The sequence below is a fragment of the Streptomyces sp. NPDC001714 genome, from assembly GCF_042892755.1.
In the GTDB taxonomy this organism is placed as follows: Bacteria; Actinomycetota; Actinomycetes; order Streptomycetales; family Streptomycetaceae; genus Streptomyces.
On sequence record NZ_JBIAUL010000013.1, the window covers coordinates 162,132 to 188,362 of the forward strand.

Genomic DNA, 26,231 nt, shown 5'->3' on the forward strand with positions numbered 1-26,231 from the left:
GCGATGTCGAAACTCGGCAACCTCGGCGCCCGACTCCACCGCGGCGAGATCAGCTACGACTTCGTCGGCAAGCGCAAGATCTGGTACGGCATCTCCATCCTGATCACCATCACGGCCATCGTCGGCCTGGCGGTGCGCGGCCTGAACATGGGCATCGACTTCCAGGGCGGCGCCGTCTTCACCACCTCCAAGACCAGCGTCTCGGTGTCCCAGGCGGAGACCTACGCGAAGGAGGCCTCCGGCCACGACGCGGTCGTGCAGAAGCTCGGCACGGGCGGTCTGCGCATCCAGATCGCCGGCATGGACACCGAGAAGTCGGACGCGACCAAGGCCAAGCTGGCCACGGACATGAAGGTGGACCCCGAGTCCATCAACTCCGACCTGGTCGGCCCCAGCTGGGGTGACGAGATCGCCAACAAGGCCTGGGAGGGCCTCGGCATCTTCATGGTCCTCGTGGTGATCTACCTGGCGATCGCCTTCGAGTGGCGGATGGCGCTCGCGGCCCTGGTCGCGCTGATCCACGACATCACCATCACGACCGGTATCTACGCCCTGGTCGGCTTCGAGGTCACGCCCGGCACCGTCATCGGTCTGCTGACGATCCTCGGTTACTCGCTCTACGACACGGTCGTCGTCTTCGACAGTCTCAAGGAGCAGACGAAGGACATCACCAAGCAGACCCGCTTCACCTACAGCGACATCGCCAACCACTCGATCAACGGCACCCTGGTCCGTTCGATCAACACCACGGTGGTCGCGCTGCTGCCGGTCGCGGGCCTGCTGTTCATCGGCGGCGGCTTCCTCGGCGCGGGCACGCTCAACGACATCTCGCTGTCGCTGTTCGTCGGTCTCGCCGCCGGTGCCTACTCGTCGATCTTCATCGCCACGCCACTCGTCGCCGACCTCAAGGAGGCCGAGCCGCAGATGAAGGCGCTGAAGAAGCGCGTCCTCGCCAAGCGCGCCCAGGCCGCCGCCGAGGAGGAGATGGCCGAGGCCCGGGTGGGCGGCTCCGGCGAGGGACCCGAGGACGCCGCTCCGGCCGTCGTCGGCCCCCGCAACCAGCCCGCCTCCCGCAACCGGGGCGGTCGCGGCCGCCCGTCGGGGAAGCGCCGGTGACCGACATCAAGGAGCTGCTGCTCAGCCGTATCCGGGACGTCGAGGACTACCCGGAGCAGGGCGTGATGTTCAAGGACATCACCCCGCTCCTGGCGGACCCGGCCGCGTTCACCGCGCTCACCGACGCCCTCGCGGAGATCGCCGAGCGCACCGGCGCCACCAAGGTCGTCGGTCTGGAGGCCCGGGGCTTCATCCTGGGTGCCCCGGTCGCCGTCCGCGCCGGCCTCGGCTTCATCCCGGTCCGCAAGGCGGGCAAGCTCCCCGGAGCCACCCTCCGCCAGGCCTACGAGCTGGAGTACGGCTCGGCCGAGATCGAGGTGCACGCCGAGGACCTCGGGTCGGACGACCGGATCCTGATCGTCGACGACGTGCTCGCCACCGGCGGCACCGCGGAGGCCGCGATCCAGCTGATCCACCGCGCCGGCGCCGAGGTCGCGGGCGTCGCGGTCCTCATGGAGCTGGGCTTCCTGGGCGGCCGCGGCCGCCTGGAGCCGGCCCTGCGGGGAGCGCCGCTGGAGGCCCTCCTCCAGGTCTGAGCGCCGTACGACCGACGGAACGGCCGTCCCCTCGGGGGCGGCCGTTCGCGTTCCCGAGGGGCCCGGGCAACCCGCAGGACACCCCTGTGGAATCCCACGGCAGCCTCCGGTGTTTCTCCCGTATACGGTCCTCCGTCCGGCCTGCAGGCGATGACATGGCCCAGGATCGCTACCATGGGCACTCCGGAGCCTGACCGGGGGACCCGGATCGCGCACGAGGAGCCCTCTTGCCAGACGAGGCCCAGCCACTGACAGCCGCCAAGCCCGAGTCCGCCTCGGCGCCCGCGGCCAAGCCCGCGCCGACCGTGTCGCAGACGAAGAACGACACCCGTGGGTCGGTCGAGCACGCCCAGTCCGCGCCCGCCGAGAAGTCGGCCGAGGCCTCGCGCCCCAAGCCGTCCCCGCCCGAGCGCTCCGCCGCTCGCCCCAACGCCGGCACACCCCCGCGCTCCGGCTCCTCCAACCGCGTCAGGGCCCGCCTCGCCCGCCTCGGCGTGCAGCGTGCGAACCCGTACAACCCGGTTCTGGAGCCGTTGCTGCGCATAGTCCGCAGCAACGACCCCAAGATCGAGAACGCCACGCTCCGCCAGATCGAGCGCGCCTACCAGGTCGCCGAGCGCTGGCACCGCGGCCAGAAGCGCAAGAGCGGCGACCCGTACATCACGCACCCGCTCGCCGTGACCACCATCCTCGCCGAGCTGGGCATGGACCCGGCCACCCTGATGGCGGGCCTGCTGCACGACACCGTCGAGGACACCGAGTACGGCCTGGAGGACCTGCGCCGCGACTTCGGCGACGTCGTCGCGCTGCTCGTCGACGGCGTGACCAAGCTGGACAAGGTCAAGTTCGGCGAGGCCGCGCAGGCCGAGACCGTGCGCAAGATGGTCGTCGCCATGGCCAAGGACCCGCGCGTCCTGGTCATCAAGCTCGCCGACCGCCTGCACAACATGCGCACCATGCGCTACCTCAAGCGCGAGAAGCAGGAGAAGAAGGCGCGCGAGACCCTCGAGATCTATGCGCCGCTCGCCCACCGGCTGGGCATGAACACCATCAAGTGGGAGCTGGAGGACCTCGCGTTCGCGATCCTCTACCCCAAGATGTACGACGAGATCGTCCGGCTGGTCGCCGAGCGCGCCCCCAAGCGGGACGAGTACCTCGCCATAGTGACCGACGAGGTCCAGTCCGACCTGCGCGCCGCCCGCATCAAGGCGACCGTCACCGGCCGGCCGAAGCACTACTACAGCGTCTACCAGAAGATGATCGTCCGCGGCCGGGACTTCGCGGAGATCTACGACCTGGTGGGCATCCGCGTCCTGGTGGACACCGTCCGCGACTGCTACGCGGCCCTGGGCACCGTCCACGCGCGCTGGAACCCGGTTCCGGGGCGCTTCAAGGACTACATCGCGATGCCCAAGTTCAACATGTACCAGTCGCTGCACACGACGGTCATCGGGCCCAACGGCAAGCCGGTCGAACTCCAGATCCGCACCTTCGACATGCACCGCCGCGCCGAGTACGGCATCGCCGCGCACTGGAAGTACAAGCAGGAGGCCGTCGCCGGCGCCTCCAAGGTCCGCACCGACGTGCCCAAGTCGTCCGGCAAGGGCAAGGACGACCACCTCAACGACATGGCCTGGTTGCGGCAGTTGCTCGACTGGCAGAAGGAGACCGAGGACCCCAGCGAGTTCCTGGAGTCCCTGCGCTTCGACCTGTCCCGCAACGAGGTCTTCGTCTTCACGCCCAAGGGCGACGTCATAGCACTCCCGGCCGGGGCCACCCCCGTCGACTTCGCGTACGCGGTCCACACCGAGGTCGGCCACCGGACGATAGGCGCCAGGGTCAACGGCCGTCTCGTCCCGCTCGAATCGACGCTGGACAACGGCGACCTGGTCGAGGTCTTCACCTCCAAGGCGACCGGCGCCGGACCGTCCCGCGACTGGCTCGGCTTCGTCAAGTCCCCGCGCGCCCGCAACAAGATCCGCGGCTGGTTCTCCAAGGAACGCCGGGACGAGGCGATCGAGCAGGGCAAGGACGCCATCGTCCGCGCGATGCGCAAGCAGAACCTGCCGATCCAGCGCATCCTCACCGGCGACTCGCTGGTGACGCTGGCGCACGAGATGCGCTACCCGGACATCTCCTCGCTGTACGCGGCGATCGGCGAGGGCCATGTGGCCGCGCAGAACGTCGTGCAGAAACTGGTGCAGGCGCTCGGCGGCGAGGAGGCGGCCACCGAGGAGATCGACGAGGCGGTCCCGCCGACCCGCACCCGCGGCCGCAAGCGGCGCACCAACCAGGACCCCGGCGTGGTCGTGAAGGGCGTCGACGACGTCTGGGTCAAGCTGGCCCGGTGCTGTACGCCGGTGCCCGGCGACCCGATCATCGGCTTCGTCACGCGCGGCAGCGGTGTATCGGTTCACCGCAGCGACTGCGTCAACGTCGAGTCACTGTCCCGCGAGCCCGAGCGCATCCTCGACGTCGAGTGGGCGCCCACCCAGTCCTCGGTCTTCCTGGTCGCCATCCAGGTCGAGGCCCTGGACCGGTCCAGGCTCCTCTCCGACGTCACCCGCGTCCTGTCCGACCAGCACGTCAACATCCTCTCCGCGGCCGTCCAGACCTCCCGCGACCGGGTGGCCACCTCCCGCTTCACCTTCGAGATGGGCGACCCCAAGCACCTGGGTCACGTCCTGAAGGCCGTACGGGGCGTGGAGGGCGTGTACGACGTCTACCGGGTCACCTCGGCGCGCAACCGGTCGTAGCGGCAGACAGGCATACGACGAGAGGGGCCCCGTACGGCGTGTACGGGGCCCCTCTCGATGTGGACGGGATAACTTAGCCGCCGAACTCCTGGAGGCCCTTCAGGGCCTGGTCCAGGAGCGCCTGGCGGCCCTCCAGCTCACGCTCCAGCTTCTCCGCCTTCGACGTGTTGCCCTGGGCGCGGGCCTGGTCGATCTGCGTCCTCAGCTTGTCGACGGCGGCCTGCAGCTGGCCGGTCAGGCCCGCGGCACGCGCGCGAGCCTCCGGGTTGGTCCGGCGCCACTCGGCCTCCTCGGCCTCCTGGATCGCCCGGTCGACCGTGTGCATCCGGCCCTCGACCTTCGGACGCGCGTCGCGCGGCACATGGCCGATGGCCTCCCACCGCTCGTTGATCGAGCGGAAGGCGGACCGCGCCGACTTCAGGTCCGTGATCGGCAGGAGCTTCTCGGCCTCCGCGGCCAGCTCCTCCTTCAGCTTCAGGTTCTCCGTCTGCTCCGCGTCCCGCTCGGCGAACGCGGAACCGCGCGCCGCGAAGAACACGTCCTGGGCGCCGCGGAAGCGGTTCCACAGGTCGTCCTCGTGCTCGCGCTGGGCGCGGCCCGCGGCCTTCCACTCGGCCATCAGCTCGCGGTAGCGCGCGGCCGTCGGACCCCAGTCCGTCGAGTCGGACAGCGACTCCGCCTCGGCGACCAGCTTCTCCTTGGCCTTGCGGGCGTCCTCGCGCTGTGCGTCGAGCTGCGCGAAGTGCGCCTTGCGACGCTTGGAGAACGCCGACCGGGCGTGCGAGAAGCGGTGCCACAGCTCGTCGTCGGACTTGCGGTCCAGGCGCGGCAGGCCCTTCCAGGTGTCCACCAGGGACCGCAGCCGCTCACCGGCCGCCCGCCACTGGTCGGACTGGGCCAGCTGCTCCGCCTCGACGACCAGGTCCTCCTTGGCCTGCCGGGCCTCGTCGGACTGCTTGGCACGCTGCGCCCTGCGCTCCTCGCGGCGCGAGTCCACGGTCTTCACGAGCTCGGCCAGCCGGGTCCGCAGCGCGTCCAGGTCACCGACCGCGTGGTGCGCCTCCACCTGCTCGCGCAGGTGGTCGATGGCGGCCTGGGCGTCCTTCGCGGACAGGTCGGTGGTCTTTACTCGCTTTTCGAGGAGGCCGATCTCGACAACCAGGCCCTCGTACTTGCGCTCGAAGTAGGCCAGCGCCTCCTCGGGGGAGCCGGCCTGCCAGGAACCGACGACCTGCTCGCCGTCGGCCGTACGCACGTACACGGTCCCCGTCTCGTCGACGCGGCCCCACGGGTCGCTGCTCACAGCGCCTCCTCCACATGATGCCCGCGAGGGGCCTCAGCGCCCCCGGGCATCGTCCACAGTTTCGTCACGGCCAACATAGGCGACCGGCGGGTTGCCTGTCCGCATCCCGCGCGACCGAAATTTCGCAGTTCGTGGTCAGGATTTCGTGACCGTGGCCTTGTTGATCACGACCGTCGCGTTCGGGGCTCCGTCACCCTGTCCCGTGCTCTCACCCGCGGCGGCGATTTTCTTGAGGACCTTCAGTCCGGAGGCGTCGACGGTGCCGAACGGGGTGTAGCTGGGCGGCAACTGACTGTCCTGGTAGACCAGGAAGAACTGGCTGCCACCGGTGTGCTTCTGGCCCGTGTTGGCCATCGCGACCGTACCCGCCGGGTAGACACCGCCCTTCAGGCTCGTGTCCTTCAGGTTCTCGTCAGGGATCGTGTACCCGGGACCGCCGCTTCCGGTACCCGTCGGGTCGCCGCACTGCAGCACGTAGATGCCGTTGGTGGTGAGCCGGTGGCACTTCGTGTGGTCGAAGTAGCCCTTCGAGGCGAGGAAGTCGAACGAGTTCACGGTGTGCGGGGCCGCCGACGTCTTCAGCGCGATGCCGATGTCGCCGCAGGTCGTCGACAGCGTCATCGTGTACTTCGCCGACGTGTCGATCGTCATCGCCGGCTCCTTCTTCCAGCTCAGCTTCTTCACCGAGCCGGCCGCGGCCTTCTCACACGGGTCGGGTGCCTTGCTGGGCGAGGCGGAGGCGCTGGGAGTCGTCTCCGAGCTGGCGTTCGCCTTGTCGTCGTTGCCCTTCAGCGCGCCGGTCGTGTACAGCGTGACACCCACGATCACGAGCACGCCGAGCACCGACGCGATCACCGAGTTGCGCATGCGTGTCTTGCGCCGTGCGCTGGTACGCCGCTGCTGCTGCCGCAAGAACTTCTCCCGGGCGAGCTGACGCCGCCGCTGCTCCTGGCTGACCACCGGGTTCTCTCCTCATGCGTGTCGTATGTCGACCGGTACGCGTGCGTCCTGTGCGCTGTGTGAGCCGACCACTGCGTGTAGCCCCGTACCGTATATGGGTTCGCTGAGGAAACGGCAGCGCCGGTAGGCTCTGGACCACAGCTTGCAGCCACCCGAACCGACACAACGAAGGACGATCGTGCTCATTGCCGGGTTCCCCGCCGGGGCCTGGGGGACGAACTGTTATCTCGTCGCCCCTGCCGCCGGTGCGGAGTGCGTGATCATCGACCCCGGCCACCAGGCCGCCGAAGGCGTCGAGGAAGCACTGAAGAAGCATCGGCTCAAGCCCGTCGCCGTCGTCCTGACCCATGGCCACATCGACCACGTGGCCTCGGTCGTCCCCGTCTGCGGAGCGCACGACGTACCGGCGTGGATCCACCCCGAGGACCGGTACATGCTGAGCGACCCCGAGAAGGCGCTCGGCCGGTCCATCGGCATGCCGCTGATGGGCGAGCTGACGGTGGGGGAGCCGGACGACGTCTTCGAACTGACCGACGGCGCAAAGCTGGAGCTGGCCGGACTCGAATTCTCCGTCGCGCACGCGCCGGGCCATACCAGGGGGTCGGTGACCTTCCAGATGCCGGAGACGGCCGACATTCCTTCGGTCTTCTTCTCGGGCGATCTGCTCTTCGCCGGCTCCATCGGACGCACGGACCTGCCGGGCGGCTCCATGGACGACATGCTGGCCTCGCTGGCCCGCGTGTGCCTGCCGCTCGACGACTCCACCGTGGTGCTGTCCGGCCACGGCCCCCAGACGACCATCGGCCAGGAGCGCGCCACCAACGCCTATCTGCGGCAGGTGGCCGCCGGCCAGGGAGCGCAAGCCGACGCTCCCCGACGAGGAATGTGACGAGAACTTCCGTGAGCACCTTTCAGGCCCCCAAGGGCACCTACGACCTGATCCCGCCGGAGAGTGCCAAGTACCTGGCCGTCCGCGAGGCGATCGCCGCGCCGCTGCGCAACTCCGGCTACGGCTACATCGAGACCCCGGGTTTCGAGAACGTCGAGCTCTTCGCGCGCGGTGTCGGTGAGTCCACCGACATCGTCACCAAGGAGATGTACGCGTTCGAGACCAAGGGCGGCGACAAGCTGGCCCTGCGTCCCGAGGGCACGGCCTCCGTGCTGCGCGCCGCTCTGGAGGCGAACCTCCACAAGGCCGGCAACCTCCCCGTCAAGCTCTGGTACTCCGGCTCCTACTACCGCTACGAGCGTCCGCAGAAGGGCCGTTACCGCCACTTCTCGCAGGTCGGTGCCGAGGCGATCGGTGCCGAGGACCCGGCCCTGGACGCCGAGCTGATCATCCTGGCCGACCAGGCGTACCGGTCGCTGGGGCTGCGCGACTTCCGCATTCTGCTGAACAGCCTGGGCGACAAGGAGTGCCGCCCGGTGTACCGCGCGGCCCTCCAGGACTTCCTGCGCGGCCTGGACCTGGACGAGGACACCCTGCGCCGGGCCGAGATCAACCCCCTCCGCGTCCTGGACGACAAACGGGAGTCGGTCCAGAAGCAGCTGGGCGACGCGCCGCTCCTGCGCGACTACCTCTGCGACGCGTGCAAGGCGTACCACGAGGAGGTCCGGGAGCTGATCACGGCGGCGGGCGTCGGCTTCGAGGACGACCCGAAGCTGGTCCGCGGCCTGGACTACTACACCCGTACGACCTTCGAGTTCGTCCACGACGGCCTGGGCTCCCAGTCGGCGGTGGGCGGCGGCGGTCGCTACGACGGCCTCTCCGAGATGATCGGCGGCCCCGCGCTGCCGTCCGTCGGCTGGGCGCTGGGCGTCGACCGCACGGTGCTGGCGTTGGAGGCGGAGGGCGTCGAACTCGACATCCCGTCCGCCACCAGCGTCTTCGCGGTTCCGCTCGGCGAGGAGGCGCGTCGCGTGCTCTTCGCGAAGGTCACGGAGCTGCGCCGGGTGGGCATCGCGGCGGACTTCTCCTACGGTGCCAAGGGCCTCAAGGGCGCCATGAAGAACGCCAACCGCAGTGGCGCCCGCTACACGATCGTCGCCGGCGAGCGGGACCTCGCCGAGGGTGTCGTGCAGCTGAAGGACATGGAGTCCGGCGAGCAGTCGGCGGTGGGCGTCAACGAGATCGTGGCGGAGCTGGAGTCCCGCCTGGGCTGAGACCGCGGCAGACCGCGGCAGACCGGGGCGGCGAGGGGCGTTCATCGCCCCCGCCGCCCCTACCCGTCCCTTCTCCAGGGGCTGCGCCCCTTCGACCCCGACCTGTTGCCCCCCACCACCCGACTCGGTCGGCCGGGAAGCGAATCGCACCGCGAGGCGATCGGAGAAGCGGGCGGCGCGCAGCGCGCGAGGAAGCGGGTTGGGAAGCCGGGAGGGGCGCGGGTGCGGCGGCGGGTCGTCAGGGCGTGGAGAAGCGGGTGGGCGGGGCGGGTGGTTGTGGGGAGATGCGATGAGAGGGGCTCGACCTCGCTGCTCAACCGACCGAGTCTGGTGGGCGGGTGGGCGAGAGGTCAGTCCAGCAAGCCCAGCCGCATCGCGCCCGTGACCGCGGCCGTCCGGTCGTCCACGCCCAGCTTGGCGAAGGCCCGCAGCAGGTGTGTCTTCACCGTCGACTCCCCGATGAAGAGCCTGCGCCCGATCTCCGCGTTCGTGCAGCCTTCCGCCACCAGGCGCAGTACCGCCACCTCGCGGTCGGAGAGGCGCGGTCGCTCCGGCCGTACCCGCAGCTGGTCCACGAGCCTCGCCGCCACCGACGGCGCCAGCACGGTCTCGCCCCGCGCAGCGGCCCGTACCGCGTCGGCCAGTTCGCCCCGGGGCAGGTCCTTCAGCAGGTAGCCCGCCGCGCCTGCCTCGACCGCCCGGAGAATGTCCCGGTCGTTCTCGTAGGTCGTCAGCACGACCACCCGGCAGGGCAGGCCCGCCTCGGTCATGCGCACGATCGAGTCGACGCCCCCGCCGCCGGGCATCCGGAGGTCCATCAGCACGATGTCGGGGCGCAGTTCCGCCGCCAGCGCCTCCGCCCGCGGCCCGCTCGCCGCATCGGCGACCACCTCCAGGTCCGGCTCGGCGCTCAGCATCGCGCGCAGCCCCTCGCGGACGACGGGATGGTCGTCGGCGAGCACGATCCGGATCACCGTGGACCACCTCCCACGGGCAGCCGTACCGTCACCGTCGTACCGGCCCCCGGCGCGCTCCGCACCGTCGCCGTCCCGCCCGCCTCGGCCGCCCGGGCCCGCAGCCCCGCCAGGCCGTAACCGGAGCACACGGCCGCCGGGTCGAAGCCGCGGCCGTCGTCGTGGACGGCGACGGTGAGGCTGTCGGCGTCGTAGCGCAGACGGATACCGACCGAGACCGGACTGCCCGCGTGCTTACGGGCGTTGGTCAGGGCCTCCTGACAGGACCGGAGGGCGACCACCTCGGCGCCGGCGGGCAGCGGCCGTACCGGGCCGGTCACGTCCAGGCCCGCCGCCCCGTGCCGGTCCACCAGCCGGCGCAGCGCGTCCGGCAGCGAGGCGCCGTCCAGGTCGGCGGGTGTGCCGCCGGCGACGAGCGCACGGGCCTCGGCGAGGTTCTGCCGGGCCGTCTCGTCCATCAGGGCCAGGTGGCGGCGGGCCTGGGGCAGGTCGTGGTCCAGTTCCGCCTCGACCGCCTGGACCAGCATCAGCAGGCTGGTGAACCCCTGGGCGAGGGTGTCGTGTATCTCGCGTGCCATCCGCTCCCGCTCCGCGAGCGCGCCGTGCGCCGCGGAGAGCCGGGAGACCTCGTGCCGGCTGGCGTCCAGCTCCGCGATCAACTCGGCCCGTTCCTCGCTCTGCTCGATGATCCGGATGATCCAGCTGCCGATCACGACGGAGAACACCAACGTCACCGTGGAGAAGAGGAGGTTGCCGAACAGGGCCGCCGCGTCCGGCCGCCACAGCAGCGCCCAGCCCGCCACCGGCGCCAGGTTGATCACGGTGACGGCGATCAGCGCCCTGCGCCTGCGCAGGGTCATGAAGCACTGGGGGATCAGCGCGAACGCCATCAGCCGGGTCTCGCCGACCAAAACCGCCGACGGCAGGAACAGCACCATCGCGCCGGCCAGGTAAGGCGTCGTCAGTCGCTCGGCCGGCTGCTCCAGCTGGATCAGCGCCCGCCCGACCATCAGGTACCAGGGCACCAACGGCACCAGCAGCAGCGCCGCGACGAGCCGGACCGGCCACCCCGGGAACTCCGCGCCGAGCACGAAGGCCAGGGTCGCCGCCCACGCGATCGCGAAGTACACGTCCCAGAGCCGGATCGTGCGGTCCCAGGCGTGGGCGTCGCGCGCCGTGCCCCGGCCGGTCATCCGTCGCGCCGGTTCTTCCACCGGAAGGTCAGCAGACACAGCACCAATCCTCCGACGCACCAAGCGGCCAGCACCAGGGCGACCCGGCCGAACTCCCAGGCGCCCGCCTGCTCCAGGACCTTCGCCGAGTCCGGCAGGAACACCCCGCGCAGCCCCTGGCACAGCCACTTCAGCGGGAACAGGGCACCGATGTCCAGCATCCAGCCGGGGATCGTGTCCACCGAGATGTACACGCCGGAGATGAACTGCAGGACCAGGAAGGGGAGTACGACCACGGAGCTGGCGCTCTTCGCCGACTTCGGCACCGAGCTGATCGCGATGCCGAGCAGCGCGCACCCGGTCAGGCCCAGCACGAAGATCCACGCGAAGTCCAGCCAGCGCCCGGCGTCCGACGGGAGCGAGACGTCGTAGAGCGTCGTGCCGACGGCCAGGAGGATCGCGGTCTCCAGCACGCCCGTGCAGAGAACCAGCCAGATCTTGCCCAGGAAGTACGCGGCCGGCGGCATCGGCGTCCCGCGCAGCCGGCGCAGCGCCTTCTCGTCGCGTTCGACCGCGATCGAGATGCCCAGCGACTGGAAGCTGGTGGACATGATCCCGGAGGCCATCATGGCGGGCACGTAGAGCTGGGAGGCCGTGACGCCGCTGCCCCGGACGTCGTCGTGGAAGATCGACGCGAACAGGAAGAGGAAGACGACCGGGAAGGCGAAAGTGAAGACCACCTGGTCGCGCTGGCGGAAGAACTGTTTGATCTCCAGGGCGCCCCGGCGCAGGCCCGTCTTCCAGGCGCTCGGCAGGCGGGCGTCGCCGCTGCGGGCCCGCACGGACACGGTGGTCGTCGTGGTCATCGCGCGCTCTCCTGTCCGGTCAGGCGGAGGTAGACGTCCTCCAGGGTGGGGCGGCTCACCCGCAGCCCGGGTATCTCGCCGTCGAAGCGGCGCATCAGCTCGGCGACCTTCCTGGTCGGGGTCTCGGTGTGCTCCGCCCGCGTGGTGCCGTCGGGCTCGGTCCACTCGACGGTGGCGCCGGTGCCGAAGCGGTCCCGGAGCGCCTGCGGCTCGCCCTCGGCGACCACCCGGCCCCGGGCGACGATCGCCAGCCGGTGGGCGAGCGCCTCGGCCTCCTCCAGGTAGTGGGTGGTGAGCAGGATCGTCGTGCCCTCGTCGGCGAGCAGGCGGATCAGGTCCCAGAACCGCCGCCGGGCCGCCGGGTCGAAACCGGTCGTCGGCTCGTCAAGGAGCAGGAGCTCCGGGTCGCCGATCACACCGAGGGCCACGTCCAGGCGGCGGCGCTGGCCGCCCGAGAGGGCCTTGATCCGGCTGTCCGCCTTGGCCTCCAGACCGACCAGGCCGATCACCTGCTCCGGGTCGCGCGGCCTCGGGTAGTAGTGCGCGAAGTGCCGTACCGTCTCGCGGACCGTCAACTCGGCGGGCGCCGATTCGTCCTGCCAGACGATGCCCACCCGGGACCGCCACGCACGCGTGCCCGTCGCCGGGTCCGTGCCCAGGACCGACACCTCGCCCGCGTCCCGGCTCCGGTTGCCCTGGAGGATCTCCACCGTCGTGCTCTTGCCCGCTCCGTTGGGTCCCAGCAGGCCGAACACCTCGCCCCGCCGGATGCCCAGGTCGATGCCGTCCACCGCGGTCACGTCGCCGTACCGCTTGCGCAGCCCGCGGACGTCCACCGCGAGTTCGTGTCCCTGTGCTGTCATGGCCCCGAGCATCGGCCGGAACCGAGCGATCCGGGACGACCGTGCGTACTTCCTTATGTCCACCGAACGGTGGACAGGGCGCCTCGTGCGGCACAATGGCCCCTGCCCGAAGAAGTTCCAACTCTCAAACAGACGGAATCGGCGTGATGAGCAAGACGACAGTCAAGGACGTCTCCACCGAGCCCGAGCCCGAGCACGCTTCCGCGGCACCGCGCACGGAGGGCGGCAGTCGGGCCTTCGCGCTGCTGCTGATCATCACCGGCGCCGCCGGGCTGCTGGCCGCGTGGGTCATCACGATCGACAAGTTCAAGCTGCTGGAAGCCAAGGTCGAGGGCAAGACGTTCACCCCCGGGTGCAGCCTCAACCCGGTGGTCTCCTGCGGCAGCGTCATGGAGTCCAAGCAGGCCGCCGCCTTCGGTTTCCCGAACCCCATGCTCGGCCTGGTCTGCTACGGCATCGTCATCTGCGTCGGCATGAGCCTGCTGGCCCGCGCCCGCTTCCCGCGCTGGTACTGGCTGACCTTCAACTTCGGCACCCTCTTCGGCGTGGGCTTCTGCACCTGGCTGCAGTTCCAGTCCCTGTACCGGATCAACGCGCTGTGCCTGTGGTGCTCGCTGGCCTGGGTCGCCACGATCACCATGTTCTGGTACGTGACCTCGTTCAACATCCGCAAGGGCTTCCTGCCGACCCCGAACTGGCTGAAGTCGTTCTTCGGCGAGTTCACCTGGGTGCTGCCGGTCCTGCACATCGGCATCATCGGCATGCTGATCCTGACGCGCTGGTGGGACTTCTGGACCAGCTGACTACCGGGGCCGTCGACGGCCCCGGCGGGATTGTCAGTGCCGTGACTTAGGGTTTCAGCGTGGAACCCGACCTGTTCACCGCCGCCGCAGAAGAACGCCAGGAGAAGGACCCGACCGGGAGCCCCCTGGCGGTGCGGATGCGCCCGCGCACCCTCGACGAGGTGGTGGGCCAGCAGCATCTGCTCAAGCCGGGATCGCCGCTGCGCAGACTGGTCGGCGCGGGTTCCGGCGGCCCGGCCGGACCGTCGTCCGTGATCCTCTGGGGGCCGCCCGGCACCGGCAAGACCACCCTGGCGTACGTCGTCTCCAAGGCGACCGACAAGCGGTTCGTGGAACTGTCCGCGATCACCGCAGGCGTCAAGGAGGTCCGCGCGGTCATCGACGGCGCCCGCCGTGCCACCGGGGGCTACGGCAAGGAGACCGTCCTCTTCCTGGACGAGATCCACCGTTTCAGCAAGGCCCAGCAGGACTCCCTGCTCCCGGCCGTCGAGAACCGCTGGGTCACCCTGATCGCCGCGACCACCGAGAACCCGTACTTCTCGGTGATCTCCCCGCTGCTGTCCCGGTCCCTGCTCCTCACCCTCGAACCGCTCACGGACGAGGACGTCCGGGGCCTGCTGCGCCGGGCCCTCACCGACGAGCGGGGCCTCAAGGAGGCCGTCTCCCTCCCCGGGGACACCGAGGAGCACCTGCTGCGCATCGCCGGCGGCGACGCCCGCCGCGCCCTGACCGCCCTGGAGGCCGCCGCCGGGGCCGCCCTCGACAAGGGCGAGACGGAGATCGGCCTGGGCACCCTGGAGGAGGTCGTCGACCGGGCCGCGGTGAAGTACGACCGCGACGGCGACCAGCACTACGACGTCGCCAGTGCACTGATCAAGTCCATCAGGGGGTCGGACGTCGACGCGGCCCTGCACTACCTGGCCCGCATGATCGAGGCCGGTGAGGACCCCCGCTTCATCGCCCGCCGCCTGATGATCTCGGCGAGCGAGGACATCGGCCTCGCCGACCCGAACGCCCTCCCGATAGCCGTGGCCGCCGCCCAGGCCGTCGCCATGATCGGCTTCCCCGAGGCCGCCCTCACCCTCAGCCACGCCACCATCGCCCTCGCCCTCGCCCCCAAGTCCAACTCCGCGACCACCGCGATCGGCGCCGCCCTGGAGGACGTCCGCAAGGGCCTGGCCGGCCAGGTGCCCCCGCACCTGCGCGACGGCCACTACAAGGGCGCCGCCAAGCTGGGGCACGCGCAGGGCTACGTCTACCCGCACGACCTGCCCGAGGGCATCGCCGAGCAGCAGTACGCCCCGGACACGGTCAGGGACCGGGAGTACTACACCCCGACCCGGCACGGCTCCGAGGCGCGGTACGCCGACGCGGTCGAGTGGACCAGGAAACACCTCGGTCGCAGGCGGTCCTGAGCAGCCTGTAGACTTCCCCGAAGCGCCGAGTCCCGCGCAGTCAGAGCGGGACAACCGGCCGGAACCCCCGACAGGGGGATCCAGGAGCGTCGCGCACCGTCGAACGGTGTCGCGGGCAGCCCACCACCATCCGTCGGGTCACACACGACGGGACCGGTCGGTGGGCCACTCGCGTGCTGCACGTATGTGCCCAGACCAGGGGAGCGGCTGCCCACCAGAACCCGGCAACGGGATCCGGCGGGTTTCCCCGGCTGCGGATTGCGACCTCCCTCAACCCTGACAAGCCGAATATCAGAAGGAAGAAAGAGACAGTGGCGAACCAGTCCCGCCCCAAGGTCAAGAAGTCGCGTGCCCTCGGCATCGCACTGACCCCGAAGGCCGTCAAGTACTTCGAGGCCCGCCCCTACCCGCCGGGTGAGCACGGCCGCGGCCGCAAGCAGAACTCGGACTACAAGGTCCGTCTGCTTGAGAAGCAGCGTCTGCGCGCGCAGTACGACATCTCCGAGCGTCAGCTGGTCCGCGCCTACGAGCGTGCCTCCAAGGTGCAGGGCAAGACCGGTGAGGCCCTGATCGTCGAGCTCGAGCGCCGCCTCGACGCGCTGGTCCTGCGTTCGGGCATCGCCCGCACGATCTACCAGGCCCGCCAGATGGTCGTCCACGGCCACATCCAGGTCAACGGCCAGAAGACCGACAAGCCGTCCTTCCGGGTCCGCCCGGACGACGTCGTGCAGGTCCGCGACCGTTCCAAGGACAAGACGCTCTTCCAGATCGCCCGTGAGGGTGGCTTCGCCCCCGACGGCGAGACCCCCCGCTACCTGCAGGTGAACCTCAAGGCCCTGGCGTTCCGCCTGGACCGCGAGCCGAACCGCAAGGAAGTTCCGGTCATCTGCGACGAGCAGCTCGTCGTCGAGTACTACGCCCGCTGATCACCGGCCGGGTGTAGCACCTCAGCGTCAGCCCGCCGTCTCCCCGCCCTTCCGGGTGGGCGAGGCGGCGGGCTTCCGCATGTCGCCGCCCTCCCGCCGCTGCCGTACCGGCCCGCGCGGCGCGGGCAGCGCGTCCAGCGGCCGTACCCCGAAGTAGTCCAGCGCCCGGGCCACCGCCGCCTCCCGGTCCAGCAGCGCGCCCTGCCGTACGCACTCCGTGTACCGCGCGTCGCCCAGCGCCCGCCGGGCCGTCGCCTCGCACAGCTCGTGCGGGGCCTTGTAGTGCGCCGAGCCGAACAACGGCAGGCCCACCGAGGGCCACATCCGCCCGGCCGCGCCCTGCAGCACCGCCGCCTCCGCCGGGTCGCCCTGCGCCACCGTCACCAGGGCGAGCAGTTCGATCGACAGCACCGAACCCAGCAGGTCCCGGAAACCGTGGGCGTGGCCCAGGCAGTCGGTCAGCAGCTCCCGGGCTGCCGCGTGGTCGCCGTCCTGCCAGGCCGCGTACGCCAGCACGTACAGCGCGTACGAACGGGCCCAGCGCTCGCCGTGGTCCTCGCACACCCGGCGCACGTCCTCGCACAGCCGGACCGCGTCCGGCAGATCGCCGAGGAACGCCCTGGTCATCGCCAGCTCGACCTGAGCCATCAGGACATTGCTGTTGAGCTCGCCGATCTCCTGGTAGCGGCCGAGGGCCGAGCCCAGCAGCGTCTCCGCGCGCGCCATGTCGTCCGTGACCAGCGCCAGACACCCGGTCCGGTGCTCCGCGTACGCCACCGCCGTCGGGTCCGCGGCCAGCTCGGCCTCCGCACGGCACTCCTGGAGCGCGGCAAGGGCGGGCACCGCGTCGCCCTGGAGGATCGCCACATAGCCGAGCACCCACAGCGCCTTCAGCCGGGACCGCGGATACTCCGAGTCCAGCTCCAGGCTCCGCTCCAGCCAGCGCCGCCCCTCCGAGAGCCGCCCGCAGCCCGCCCAGTAGAACCACAGCGAACCCGCCAGATACTGGCCCAGATGCGCCTCGTCCGGCTCGGTCAGGCAGTGGTCGAGCGCCGCCCGCAGATTCGGCAGCTCGGCCTCCACCCGCGCCGCCACCTCGCCCTGCCGCGGCGAGAACCACTCCAGCTCGCACCAGGTCGCCAGCCCCATGAACCAGTCCCGGTGCCGGCGCCGCAGCCGCCCCGCGTCCCCCGCCGCCGCCAGCCAGTCCGCGCCGTACGCCCGCACGGTGTCGAGCATCCGGTAGCGCACACCCGACCGCGTCTGCGCACGCGAGACCACCGACTGGGCGAGCAGCTCCGCCAGCACGTCCAGGATCTCCTCGGCCGCCAGCCCGTCCCCGCTGCACACGTACTCGGCGGCCTCCAGGTCGAAGGTCCCCGCGAACACCGACAGCCGGGCCCACAGCAACCGCTCGGCGGGCGTGCACAGTTCGTGGCTCCAGCCGATCGCGGTGCGCAGCGTCCGGTGGCGGGGGAGCGCGTCCGGCCCGCCGCCGGTCAGCAGCCGGAACCGGTCGTCGAGCCGCTCCAGCAACTGCCCCGGCGACAGCGCCCGCAGCCGCCCCGCCGCCAGCTCGACCGCGAGCGGGATCCCGTCCAGGCGGCGGCACACCTCCCGCACCTCCGCGCAGTCCCGCACCCGAAGTCCCTGCCGCCCGGCACGCTCGGCGAGCAGCTCCACCGCCTCGTCCTCGCCGAGCGGCCCCAGCGGGAACAGCCGCTCGCCGGCCACCCCGAGCGGCCGCCGGCCCACCGCCAGCACGGCCAGGTCCGGCAGCCGCCGCAGCAACTCGGCCACCAGCTCCGCGCACGCGTCGACCAGGTGCTCGAACCCGTCGAGGACCAGCAGGACCCGGCGGCCGGCCAGCTGCTCGAGGAGCGTCTCGCGCGGCAGCCGGGTGGTGTGGTCGGTCAGGCCGAGCGCCTCCACGACCGCGTAGGCCACGAACTCCGGATCGCGCACCGGCGCCAGCTCCACCCGCCACACCCCGTCCGGGGGCGCCGCGCAGGCCGCCGCCCGGGCCGCCAGCCGGGACTTGCCGACCCCGCCGGCCCCGGTCACCGTCACCAGCCGGCCGGCCTGCAGGGCCCGGGACAGCTCGCCGAGTTCGGCCGAGCGGCCCACGAAGGCGGTCAGTTCCAGGGGCAGATTGCCGCCCGCCGAAGGGCCGGGGCGCTGAGGACCTCGCATGGGACACGGAGCGTACTTAACCGTGTTCGGTCCGTGCAATCGCTTCCCGTGACTCCGCCTCCCGCGCGCGGTAATCCGGTACGGAGTCCCATCCCCGGCGCGATAGGCTCGGTGCAGACTTTTCGATGTTGATCCACGTTGCAGTTGATCCACGTGGTCCAGGCACGAGACAGGGAGCGGGTGCGCGCGGTGTCCGGTGGAGAGGTGGCCGGGATGCTGGTGGCCGTCTTCTGGGCGATCCTGGTCTCCTTCCTCGCGGTGGCGCTCGTGAGGCTGGCCCAGACGCTCAAGGCGACCACCAAGCTCGTGGCGGACGTGACCGACCAGGCCGTCCCGCTGCTCGCCGACGCCTCGGCGGCCGTGCGCTCCGCGCAGACCCAGATCGACCGGGTCGACGCGATCGCCTCCGACGTCCAGGAGGTCACGTCCAACGCCTCCGCACTGTCCACCACCGTCGCCTCCACCTTCGGCGGCCCGCTGGTCAAGGTCGCGGCCTTCGGCTACGGCGTGCGCCGGGCGCTGGCGGGCCGCAAGGCGGACGTGCCCGTGAAGGAGCCCAGGCGTACGGTGATCGTGGGCCGGACCGTCCCCGCCGCACGTCGGAAGAACCGGGGAAAGTAGGAGCCAGGCCATATGTTCCGCCGTACGTTCTGGTTCACCACCGGTGTCGCCGCCGGAGTGTGGGCCACCACCAAGGTCAACCGCAAGCTGAAGCAGCTGACCCCCGAGAGCCTCGCCGCCACCGCCGCGAACAAGGCCCTGGAGACCGGCCACCGGATCAAGGACCGGGCGATCGGCTTCGCGCTCGACGTCCGCGACAACATGGCCCAGCGGGAGGAAGAGCTGGGCGACGCGCTCGGCATCAACGCGGACCCCGAACTCCCCGCGCCCCGGCGGTTCGCCGCCATCGAGAACCGCAGCAACCCGAAGTACGCCGATGACAGGACGACGTACTCGTACAACCGGAATGAGGACCACTGATGGAGTCGGCTGAGATTCGCCGCCGCTGGCTGAGCTTCTTCGAGGAGCGCGGGCACACCGTCGTCCCTTCGGCGTCGCTCATCGCGGACGACCCGACTCTGCTCCTCGTCCCGGCCGGCATGGTGCCCTTCAAGCCCTACTTCCTGGGTGAGGTCAAGCCGCCGTTCGACCGCGCCACCAGCGTGCAGAAGTGCGTGCGCACCCCGGACATCGAAGAGGTCGGCAAGACCACCCGGCACGGCACGTTCTTCCAGATGTGCGGCAACTTCTCCTTCGGCGACTACTTCAAGGAAGGCGCCATCAAGTACGCCTGGGAGCTGCTGACCAGCCCCCAGGACAAGGGCGGTTACGGCCTCGAGCCGGAGAAGCTCTGGATCACCGTCTACAAGGACGACGACGAGGCCGAGCGCATCTGGCACGACGTCGTCGGCGTGCCGAAGGAGCGCATCCAGCGTCTCGGCATGAAGGACAACTACTGGTCCATGGGCGTCCCCGGCCCGTGCGGCCCGTGCTCCGAGATCAACTACGACCGCGGCCCCGAGTTCGGCGTCGAGGGCGGCCCCGCCGTCAACGACGAGCGGTACGTGGAGATCTGGAACCTGGTCTTCATGCAGTACGAGCGCGGCGAGGGCATCGGCAAGGACAACTTCGAGATCCTCGGCGAGCTGCCCAGCAAGAACATCGACACGGGCCTCGGCCTGGAGCGTCTCGCCATGATTCTGCAGGGCGTGCAGAACATGTACGAGATCGACACCTCCATGGCCGTCATCAAGAAGGCCACCGAGCTGACCGGTGTCCACTACGGCGACGCCCACGCCTCGGACGTCTCGCTGCGGGTCGTCACCGACCACATGCGCACGTCGGTCATGCTCATCGGCGACGGTGTCACCCCCGGCAACGAGGGCCGCGGCTACGTCCTGCGCCGCATCATGCGCCGCGCCATCCGCAACATGCGCCTGCTCGGCGCCACCGGTCCGGTCGTCCTCGACCTGATCGACACCGTGATCGCCATGATGGGCCAGCAGTACCCGGAGCTGGTCACCGACCGCGAGCGCATCGAGAAGGTCGCCGTCGCCGAGGAGAACGCCTTCCTCAAGACGCTGAAGGCCGGCACCAACATCCTCGACACCGCCGTCACCGAAACCAAGGACGCCGGTGGCAAGGTCCTCGCCGGCGACAAGGCGTTCCTGCTCCACGACACCTGGGGCTTCCCGATCGACCTCACCCTCGAGATGGCCGCCGAACAGGGCCTCTCGGTGGACGAGGAGGGCTTCCGCCGCCTGATGAAGGAGCAGCGGGAGCGCGCCAAGGCCGACGCCCAGGCCAAGAAGACCGGGCACGCCGGCGCCGGCGCCTACCGCGAGATCGCCGACAGGACCGGCGAGACCGACTTCATCGGCTACAGCGACACCGAGGGCGAGACCACGATCGTCGGCATCCTCGTCGACGGCGTCTCCTCCCCGGCCGCCACCGAGGGCGACGAGGTCGAGATCGTCCTGGACCGCACCCCGTTCTACGCCGAGGGCGGCGGCCAGATCGGCGACACCGGCCGGATCAGGGTCGACTCCGGTGCCGTGATCGAGATCCGCGACACCCAGAAGCCGGTGCCGGGCGTCTACGTCCACAAGGGCGTCGTCCAGGTCGGCGAGGTGACGGTCGGCGCCAAGGCCCACGCCTCGATCGACTCCCGCCGCCGGACCGCCATCGCCCGCGCCCACTCGGCCACCCACCTCACCCACCAGGCCCTGCGCGACGCCCTCGGCCCGACGGCCGCCCAGGCCGGTTCCGAGAACCAGCCCGGCCGTTTCCGCTTCGACTTCGGTTCGCCGTCCGCCGTTCCGACGGCCGTGATGACCGACGTCGAGCAGAAGATCAACGAGGTGCTCGCCCGCGACCTCGACGTGCGCGCCGACATCATGGGCATCGACGAGGCCAAGAAGCAGGGCGCCATCGCCGAGTTCGGCGAGAAGTACGGCGAGCGGGTCCGCGTGGTGACCATCGGCGACTTCTCCAAGGAGCTGTGCGGCGGCACCCACGTGCACAACACCTCCCAGCTGGGCCTGGTGAAGCTGCTCGGCGAGTCGTCGATCGGCTCGGGCGTGCGCCGTATCGAGGCCCTCGTCGGTGTCGACGCCTACAACTTCCTGGCCCGTGAGCACACGGTCGTCGCCCAGCTCCAGGAGCTGATCAAGGGCCGTCCTGAGGAGCTCCCGGAGAAGGTCTCCGCCATGCTCGGCAAGCTGAAGGACGCCGAGAAGGAGATCGAGAAGTTCCGCGCGGAGAAGGTGCTGCAGGCCGCCGGCGGTCTCGTCGAGTCCGCCAAGGACGTCCGCGGCATCGCCGTGGTCACCGGGCAGGTCCCGGACGGCACCACCCCGGACGACCTGCGCAAGCTCGTCCTCGACGTGCGCGGCCGCATCCAGGGCGGACGCGCCGCCGTGGTCGCCCTGTTCGCGGTCAACAACGGCAAGCCGCTCACGGTCATCGCCACCAACGACGCCGCCCGCGACCGCGGCCTCAAGGCCGGTGACCTGGTCCGCACCGCCGCCAAGACCCTCGGCGGCGGCGGTGGCGGCAAGCCGGACGTCGCCCAGGGCGGCGGCCAGAACCCGGCCGCGGTCGGCGAGGCCATCGACGCCGTCGAACGCCTCGTGACCGAGACCGCCAAGTAAGGAAACGGTCGGAAATGCGTAGAGGCCGTCGACTCGCGATCGACGTCGGGGACGCCCGGATCGGGGTCGCCTCGTGCGACCCCGACGGGATCCTCGCCACCCCGGTCGAGACGGTCCCCGGCCGGGACATCCCGGCGGCCCACCGCAGGCTGCGGCAGCTGGTCGAGGAGTACGAACCGGTCGAGATCGTCGTCGGACTCCCGCGCTCCCTCAAGGGAGGCGAGGGCCCGGCCGCCGTCAAGGTCCGGGCCTTCGCCCAGGAGTTGGCCAAGGGCGTCGAACCGGTGCCGGTCCGGCTGGTCGACGAGCGGATGACGACCGTGACGGCCAGTCAGGGGCTGCGGGCCTCGGGGGTGAAGTCCAAGAAGGGGCGCTCGGTCATCGACCAGGCCGCCGCTGTGATCATCCTCCAGCAGGCGCTGGAATCCGAACGGGTGTCAGGTAAACCACCCGGCGAGGGCGTCGAAGTAGTCATCTGATCGCGATACGGTAACGTTCCGCGCGATGCGATGGTTTTCGAACAGCCACCGCACAGCAAGAGGCGGAACGGTCAGTCGGCCCACCAGCCGCGTGACGCGCCGCCTCGCGGCTCTAGGGGATCGATGACTGAGTATGGCCGGGGCCCAGGCTCCGAACCGTGGCACCCGGAGGACCCGTTGTACGGGGACGACGGGTGGGGAGGACAGCAGGCCCACGTGGGTCAGCAGTCCCCCTACGGCGGCCAGCCGCAGCACTACCCGCAGCAGTCGCAGCAGCAGTACGGCGACTGGAGCCAGCAGCCGCAGGGCGGGTACGACCAGCAGCAGTACGCGTACTACGACGAACAGGGCCAACTCCAGTACGCCGACGGGCACGGTCAGCAGGCCCACGGGCAGGCTCAGCAGCAGTACGACCAGCAGTACGACCAGCAGTACGTCGGCCATGCCCCGCAGCAGTACCACCAGGGCACCTGGGACGCGACGGGCACCCACGGCCATGTGCCCTACGCCGCCGACCCGGGCGACCCCTACGGCCAGCAGCCCGTGGCCTACGGCGGCGAGCAGCCCGACTTCTACGGCACCGAGGACGCCTACCCGCCCCCGGAGCCGCCCGGCCGCCGGCGCCCCGAGCCGGAACCGCAGCCGGAGCCGGCCGTCGAGGAGGAGGAAGAGCAGCATCCCTTCTTCACGGGCGCCGACGACGACGGCGACGAGGGCGACGACGACCCGAAAGGACGACGCGGTGGTGGCCGCGGCAAGGAAGCCAAGGGCGGCAAAGGCGCCAAGAAGCGCCGCAGCGGCTGCGCCTGCCTGGTGGTCTGCCTGGTCTTCGGCGGCGGCGCGGCCACCGTCGGCTACTTCGGCTGGCACTTCTACCAAAATCGTTTCGGCGCGGCCCCGGACTACGCGGGTAGCGGCAACGGCGAGACCGTGACCGTCCAGATCCCCAAGGGCGCGGGCGGGTACGAGATCGGCCGTCGGCTGAAGGAAGCCGGTGTCGTCAAGAGCGTCGACGCGTTCGTTCACGCGCAGACGCAGAACCCGAAGGGCGACACGATCCAGGCGGGCGCCTACACGCTCAAGAAGGAGATGTCCGCCGCGAGCTGTGTGCTGCTGATGCTCGACCCGAAGAGCCAGGCCAATGTGGTGGTCACCCCGGGCGAGCGCGCGGCGAAGGTCTATGTGGACCTCGACAAGAAGCTCGGCCTTTCCGCCGGCACCTCCAAGAAGGTCGCGAGGGCCGAATACAAGAACCTCGGTCTGCCGAGCTACGCGAACACCAACAGCAAGATCATGGACCCGCTGGAAGGATTCCTCTACCCGGGTACCTATCCCGCGGCCAAGGGCATGAAGCCCGACGCGATCCTGAAACAGATGGTCGCCGCGGCCAAGGAGGAATACGCCACCTACGACCTCGTGGCGGAGGCCAAGAAGTACGACCTGGACAACCCGCTCCAGGTCATCACGGTCGCGAGCCTCGTCCAGGCCGAAGGGAAGACGCACGACGACTTCCGCAAGATGGCGGAAGTGATCTACAACCGTCTCAAGCCCACGAACACCGAGACGAACCAGAAGCTGCAATTCGACTCGACCTTCAACTACCTGAAGGGCACCAGCAACATCCACATCAGCGAGTCGGAGATCAACAGCAACAGGGACCCGTACAACACCTACACCCAGAAGGGGCTTCCGCCCGGTCCGATCGGCAACCCCGGCGAGGACGCGCTGAAGGCGGCACTCAATCCGACCGACGACGGCTGGATGTATTTCGTGGCGACCGACGGCGTGAACAACACCGAATTCGCCAAGACCAACGACGAATTCGAAAAGCTCAAGGAAAAATTCAATGCCAACTCGGGCAACTGATGCCCGCCGGGCCGCCGTGCTCGGTAAGCCCATCGCCCACTCCCTCTCCCCGGTGCTGCACCGGGCCGCGTACGACGAACTCGGGCTCACCGACTGGTCGTACGAGCGCTTCGAGGTCGACGAGGCCGGGCTGCCCGGCTTCCTCGGGACGCTGGGGCCGGAGTGGGCGGGGCTGTCGCTGACCATGCCGCTGAAGCGGGCGGCCATCCCGCTGGTCGACGAGATCAGCGAGACGGCCGCCTCGGTCGACGCGGTCAACACCGTCGTCTTCACCGAGGACGGACGCCGGGTCGGGGACAACACCGACATCCCGGGCATGGTCGCCGCGCTCCGCGAGCACGGCATCGAACAGGTCGGCTCCGCCGCCATCCTCGGCGCCGGTGCCACCGCGTCCTCCGCCCTGGCCGCCCTGGCCCGGATCTGCACCGGCGAGGTCGTCGCCTACGTCCGCAGCGAGGAGCGCGCCGCCGAGATGCGGCACTGGGGCGAGCGGCTCGACGTCGACGTCCGCACCGCCGACTGGGCCGACGCCGAGCAGGCCCTGCACGCCCCTCTGGTGATCGCCACCACCCCCGCCGGGACCACCGACGCCCTCGCCGCCGCCGTACCCGAACGCCCCACCACCCTCTTCGACGTCCTCTACCACCCCTGGCCCACCGCGCTGGCCGCCCGCTGGTCGATGTCCGGAGGCGCCGTCGTCAGCGGCCTCGACCTCCTGGTGCACCAGGCCGTGCTCCAGGTCGAGCAGATGACCGGCCGCACCCCGGCACCGCTGGACGCCATGCGCCGGGCCGGGGAGAAGGCGCTCGCCGAGCGCTGACCTGACCGATCCGCGTCCGTCTGCTGGACCGGGCGCCGGGTCGGGGGCCCGGACGTGGGAGGATCGGACATGACGGACCGGGGCCCGCCCACCCGGTCGGCCGTCGCCGTGCGCGAGGACGCGCGTACGCAGGGCAGTACCAGGGCGCGAGCACTGAGGAGCATCGTTGAGCAGGCTGCGTTGGCTGACCGCGGGGGAGTCCCACGGTCCCGCACTTGTCGCGACGCTGGAGGGCCTTCCCGCCGGCGTGCCGATCACGACCGAGATGGTCGCCGACCACCTGGCGCGGCGGCGGCTCGGCTATGGCCGCGGTGCGCGCATGAAGTTCGAGCGTGACGAGGTCACCTTCCTCGGCGGTGTCCGGCACGGCCTCACCCTCGGCTCCCCGGTCGCGATCATGGTGGGCAACACCGAGTGGCCCAAGTGGGAGCAGGTCATGGCGGCCGACCCGGTCGACCCGGAGATCCTCGCCGGGCTGGCCCGCAACGCCCCGCTGACCCGGCCCCGCCCCGGCCACGCCGACCTGGCCGGTATGCAGAAGTACGGCTTCGACGAGGCCCGGCCGGTGCTGGAGCGGGCCTCCGCCCGGGAGACCGCGGCCCGCGTGGCGCTGGGCGCCGTCGCCCGGTCGTACCTGAAGGAGACGGCGGGCATCGAGATCGTCTCGCACGTCGTCGAGCTGTGCTCCGTGAAGGCCCCGGCCGGCGTCTACCCCACCCCGGCCGACGTCGAGAAGCTGGACGCCGACCCGCTGCGCTGCCTGGACGCGGACGCATCCAAGGCGATGGTCGCGGAGGTCGACCAGGCCCACAAGGACGGCGACACCCTCGGCGGTGTGGTCGAGGTGCTGGCCTACGGCGTCCCCGTCGGCCTCGGCTCGCACGTCCACTGGGACCGCAAGCTGGACGCCCGCCTCGCCGGTGCCCTGATGGGCATCCAGGCGATCAAGGGCGTCGAGATCGGCGACGGCTTCGAGCTGGCCCGGGTGCCCGGCTCCAAGGCCCACGACGAGATCGTCAGCACGCCCGAGGGCATCCGCCGGGTCTCCGGCCGGGCCGGTGGCACCGAGGGCGGCCTGTCCACGGGTGAGCTGCTGCGGGTGCGGGCCGCGATGAAGCCGATCGCGACCGTGCCGCGGGCGCTGCAGACCGTGGACGTGGCGACCGGCGAGGCCACCCAGGCCCACCACCAGCGTTCGGACGTGTCGGCGGTGCCGGCGGCCGGGATCGTCGCGGAGGCGATGGTCGCGCTCGTCCTGGCGGACGCGGTCGCGGAGAAGTTCGGCGGCGACTCGGTCCCCGAGACCCGGCGGAACGTCCGGTCGTACCTCGAGAACCTGGCCATCCGGTGACCAGTACGCCGAGGGT

Annotated in this window: 22 protein-coding genes; 15 read left to right on the top strand and 7 right to left on the bottom strand. The window is 70.6% G+C overall.

Annotated elements, in window-relative coordinates; all coding sequences use genetic code 11:
* Positions 1–3: 3 nt before the first annotated feature.
* The 3 genes from secF (at position 4) to ACFY0P_RS31185 (ending at position 4,408) form a co-directional block, all read left to right on the top strand.
* Positions 4–1,116: a protein translocase subunit SecF gene (secF, locus tag ACFY0P_RS31175; protein WP_388920410.1), complete on the top strand. Its 1,113-nt coding sequence runs from the start codon at positions 4–6 to the stop codon at positions 1,114–1,116.
* Positions 1,113–1,652: an adenine phosphoribosyltransferase gene (locus ACFY0P_RS31180; protein WP_388920413.1), complete on the top strand. Its 540-nt coding sequence runs from the start codon at positions 1,113–1,115 to the stop codon at positions 1,650–1,652. The genes secF and ACFY0P_RS31180 overlap by 4 nt, the downstream gene beginning before the upstream one ends.
* A 227-nt stretch (positions 1,653–1,879) precedes the next feature.
* Entirely contained in the window at positions 1,880–4,408 is a 2,529-nt protein-coding gene (locus tag ACFY0P_RS31185) for a RelA/SpoT family protein (protein WP_388920416.1), read from the top strand.
* 73 nt (positions 4,409–4,481) lie between these two features.
* Here ACFY0P_RS31185 and ACFY0P_RS31190 read toward each other — a convergent pair whose 3' ends face one another.
* Positions 4,482–5,711: a DUF349 domain-containing protein gene (locus ACFY0P_RS31190; RefSeq protein ID WP_388920419.1), complete on the bottom strand. Its 1,230-nt coding sequence runs from the start codon at positions 5,709–5,711 to the stop codon at positions 4,482–4,484.
* A gap of 135 nt (positions 5,712–5,846) precedes the next feature.
* Positions 5,847–6,671: a peptidylprolyl isomerase gene (locus tag ACFY0P_RS31195; protein ID WP_388920422.1), complete on the bottom strand. Its 825-nt coding sequence runs from the start codon at positions 6,669–6,671 to the stop codon at positions 5,847–5,849.
* 178 nt (positions 6,672–6,849) lie between these two features.
* Between ACFY0P_RS31195 and ACFY0P_RS31200 the strand changes: the two genes are divergently transcribed.
* Positions 6,850–7,560: an MBL fold metallo-hydrolase gene (locus tag ACFY0P_RS31200; RefSeq protein WP_388920425.1), complete on the top strand. Its 711-nt coding sequence runs from the start codon at positions 6,850–6,852 to the stop codon at positions 7,558–7,560.
* An 11-nt stretch (positions 7,561–7,571) separates the two neighbouring features.
* Entirely contained in the window at positions 7,572–8,834 is a 1,263-nt protein-coding gene (gene hisS / locus ACFY0P_RS31205; protein ID WP_388920428.1) for a histidine--tRNA ligase, read from the top strand.
* Positions 8,835–9,184: 350 nt separating this feature from the next.
* Here hisS and ACFY0P_RS31210 read toward each other — a convergent pair whose 3' ends face one another.
* From ACFY0P_RS31210 to ACFY0P_RS31225, 4 genes are read right to left on the bottom strand one after another with little or no spacing between them, the layout of a single operon-like run.
* On the bottom strand, positions 9,185–9,808 hold the full coding sequence (locus ACFY0P_RS31210) for a response regulator (RefSeq protein WP_388920431.1): 624 nt from the start codon (positions 9,806–9,808) through the stop codon (positions 9,185–9,187).
* Entirely contained in the window at positions 9,805–11,001 is a 1,197-nt protein-coding gene (locus ACFY0P_RS31215) for a sensor histidine kinase (protein ID WP_388920860.1), read from the bottom strand. The genes ACFY0P_RS31210 and ACFY0P_RS31215 overlap by 4 nt, the downstream gene beginning before the upstream one ends.
* Positions 10,998–11,846 (bottom strand): ABC transporter permease, encoded by an 849-nt coding sequence (locus tag ACFY0P_RS31220; protein ID WP_388920434.1) that lies wholly within the window; start codon positions 11,844–11,846, stop codon positions 10,998–11,000. Before ACFY0P_RS31220 ends, ACFY0P_RS31215 begins: the two co-directional genes overlap by 4 nt.
* On the bottom strand, positions 11,843–12,709 hold the full coding sequence (locus ACFY0P_RS31225; RefSeq protein WP_388920437.1) for an ABC transporter ATP-binding protein: 867 nt from the start codon (positions 12,707–12,709) through the stop codon (positions 11,843–11,845). The genes ACFY0P_RS31220 and ACFY0P_RS31225 overlap by 4 nt, the downstream gene beginning before the upstream one ends.
* Positions 12,710–12,855: 146 nt before the next feature.
* Between ACFY0P_RS31225 and ACFY0P_RS31230 the strand changes: the two genes are divergently transcribed.
* From ACFY0P_RS31230 to rpsD, 3 genes are all read left to right on the top strand, one after another.
* Entirely contained in the window at positions 12,856–13,512 is a 657-nt protein-coding gene (locus ACFY0P_RS31230; RefSeq protein ID WP_351487740.1) for a vitamin K epoxide reductase family protein, read from the top strand.
* A 59-nt stretch (positions 13,513–13,571) separates the two neighbouring features.
* Positions 13,572–14,927, top strand: coding sequence for a replication-associated recombination protein A (locus tag ACFY0P_RS31235; protein WP_388920440.1), 1,356 nt, complete (start codon positions 13,572–13,574; stop codon positions 14,925–14,927).
* 311 nt (positions 14,928–15,238) lie between these two features.
* On the top strand, positions 15,239–15,853 hold the full coding sequence (gene rpsD / locus ACFY0P_RS31240; protein ID WP_093505354.1) for a 30S ribosomal protein S4: 615 nt from the start codon (positions 15,239–15,241) through the stop codon (positions 15,851–15,853).
* A gap of 27 nt (positions 15,854–15,880) precedes the next feature.
* Here rpsD and ACFY0P_RS31245 read toward each other — a convergent pair whose 3' ends face one another.
* Positions 15,881–18,046, bottom strand: a complete 2,166-nt coding sequence (locus ACFY0P_RS31245; protein WP_388920443.1) for an ATP-binding protein — start codon at positions 18,044–18,046, stop codon at positions 15,881–15,883.
* Positions 18,047–18,226: 180 nt separating this feature from the next.
* Here ACFY0P_RS31245 and ACFY0P_RS31250 point away from each other — a divergent pair, with 180 nt between their 5' ends.
* The 7 genes from ACFY0P_RS31250 (at position 18,227) to aroC (ending at position 26,215) form a co-directional block, all read left to right on the top strand.
* Positions 18,227–18,667: a DUF948 domain-containing protein gene (locus tag ACFY0P_RS31250; RefSeq protein WP_388920863.1), complete on the top strand. Its 441-nt coding sequence runs from the start codon at positions 18,227–18,229 to the stop codon at positions 18,665–18,667.
* Positions 18,668–18,679: 12 nt separating this feature from the next.
* Complete coding sequence (locus ACFY0P_RS31255; RefSeq protein WP_362584750.1) at positions 18,680–19,027, top strand: hypothetical protein; 348 nt, start codon at positions 18,680–18,682, stop codon at positions 19,025–19,027.
* Positions 19,027–21,699, top strand: a complete 2,673-nt coding sequence (alaS, locus tag ACFY0P_RS31260; protein WP_388920446.1) for an alanine--tRNA ligase — start codon at positions 19,027–19,029, stop codon at positions 21,697–21,699. Before ACFY0P_RS31255 ends, alaS begins: the two co-directional genes overlap by 1 nt.
* 14 nt (positions 21,700–21,713) lie before the next feature.
* Positions 21,714–22,178: a Holliday junction resolvase RuvX gene (gene ruvX, locus ACFY0P_RS31265; RefSeq protein ID WP_388920449.1), complete on the top strand. Its 465-nt coding sequence runs from the start codon at positions 21,714–21,716 to the stop codon at positions 22,176–22,178.
* A gap of 123 nt (positions 22,179–22,301) precedes the next feature.
* Positions 22,302–24,044 (top strand): endolytic transglycosylase MltG, encoded by a 1,743-nt coding sequence (gene mltG, locus ACFY0P_RS31270; RefSeq protein WP_388920452.1) that lies wholly within the window; start codon positions 22,302–22,304, stop codon positions 24,042–24,044.
* Positions 24,025–24,864: a shikimate dehydrogenase gene (locus tag ACFY0P_RS31275; protein ID WP_388920455.1), complete on the top strand. Its 840-nt coding sequence runs from the start codon at positions 24,025–24,027 to the stop codon at positions 24,862–24,864. Before mltG ends, ACFY0P_RS31275 begins: the two co-directional genes overlap by 20 nt.
* Positions 24,865–25,030: 166 nt before the next feature.
* A complete protein-coding gene (gene aroC, locus ACFY0P_RS31280) occupies positions 25,031–26,215 on the top strand; it encodes a chorismate synthase (RefSeq protein ID WP_388920458.1) in 1,185 nt (394 codons plus the stop codon).
* Positions 26,216–26,231 lie beyond the last annotated feature (16 nt).

What these genes read in the sequence shown, in the direction of transcription:
- secF (WP_388920410.1), top strand. Translation starts at nt 4, where the DNA reads ATGTCGAAACTCGGCAACCTCGGCGCCCGACTCCACCGCGGCGAGATC.
- ACFY0P_RS31215 (WP_388920860.1), bottom strand. Translation starts at nt 11,001, where the DNA reads ATGACCGGCCGGGGCACGGCGCGCGACGCCCACGCCTGGGACCGCACG.
- ACFY0P_RS31220 (WP_388920434.1), bottom strand. Translation starts at nt 11,846, where the DNA reads ATGACCACGACGACCACCGTGTCCGTGCGGGCCCGCAGCGGCGACGCC.
- ACFY0P_RS31225 (WP_388920437.1), bottom strand. Translation starts at nt 12,709, where the DNA reads ATGACAGCACAGGGACACGAACTCGCGGTGGACGTCCGCGGGCTGCGC.
- ACFY0P_RS31230 (WP_351487740.1), top strand. Translation starts at nt 12,856, where the DNA reads ATGAGCAAGACGACAGTCAAGGACGTCTCCACCGAGCCCGAGCCCGAG.
- ACFY0P_RS31245 (WP_388920443.1), bottom strand. Translation starts at nt 18,046, where the DNA reads ATGCGAGGTCCTCAGCGCCCCGGCCCTTCGGCGGGCGGCAATCTGCCC.
- ACFY0P_RS31255 (WP_362584750.1), top strand. Translation starts at nt 18,680, where the DNA reads ATGTTCCGCCGTACGTTCTGGTTCACCACCGGTGTCGCCGCCGGAGTG.
- alaS (WP_388920446.1), top strand. Translation starts at nt 19,027, where the DNA reads ATGGAGTCGGCTGAGATTCGCCGCCGCTGGCTGAGCTTCTTCGAGGAG.
- ruvX (WP_388920449.1), top strand. Translation starts at nt 21,714, where the DNA reads ATGCGTAGAGGCCGTCGACTCGCGATCGACGTCGGGGACGCCCGGATC.
- mltG (WP_388920452.1), top strand. Translation starts at nt 22,302, where the DNA reads ATGACTGAGTATGGCCGGGGCCCAGGCTCCGAACCGTGGCACCCGGAG.
- ACFY0P_RS31275 (WP_388920455.1), top strand. Translation starts at nt 24,025, where the DNA reads ATGCCAACTCGGGCAACTGATGCCCGCCGGGCCGCCGTGCTCGGTAAG.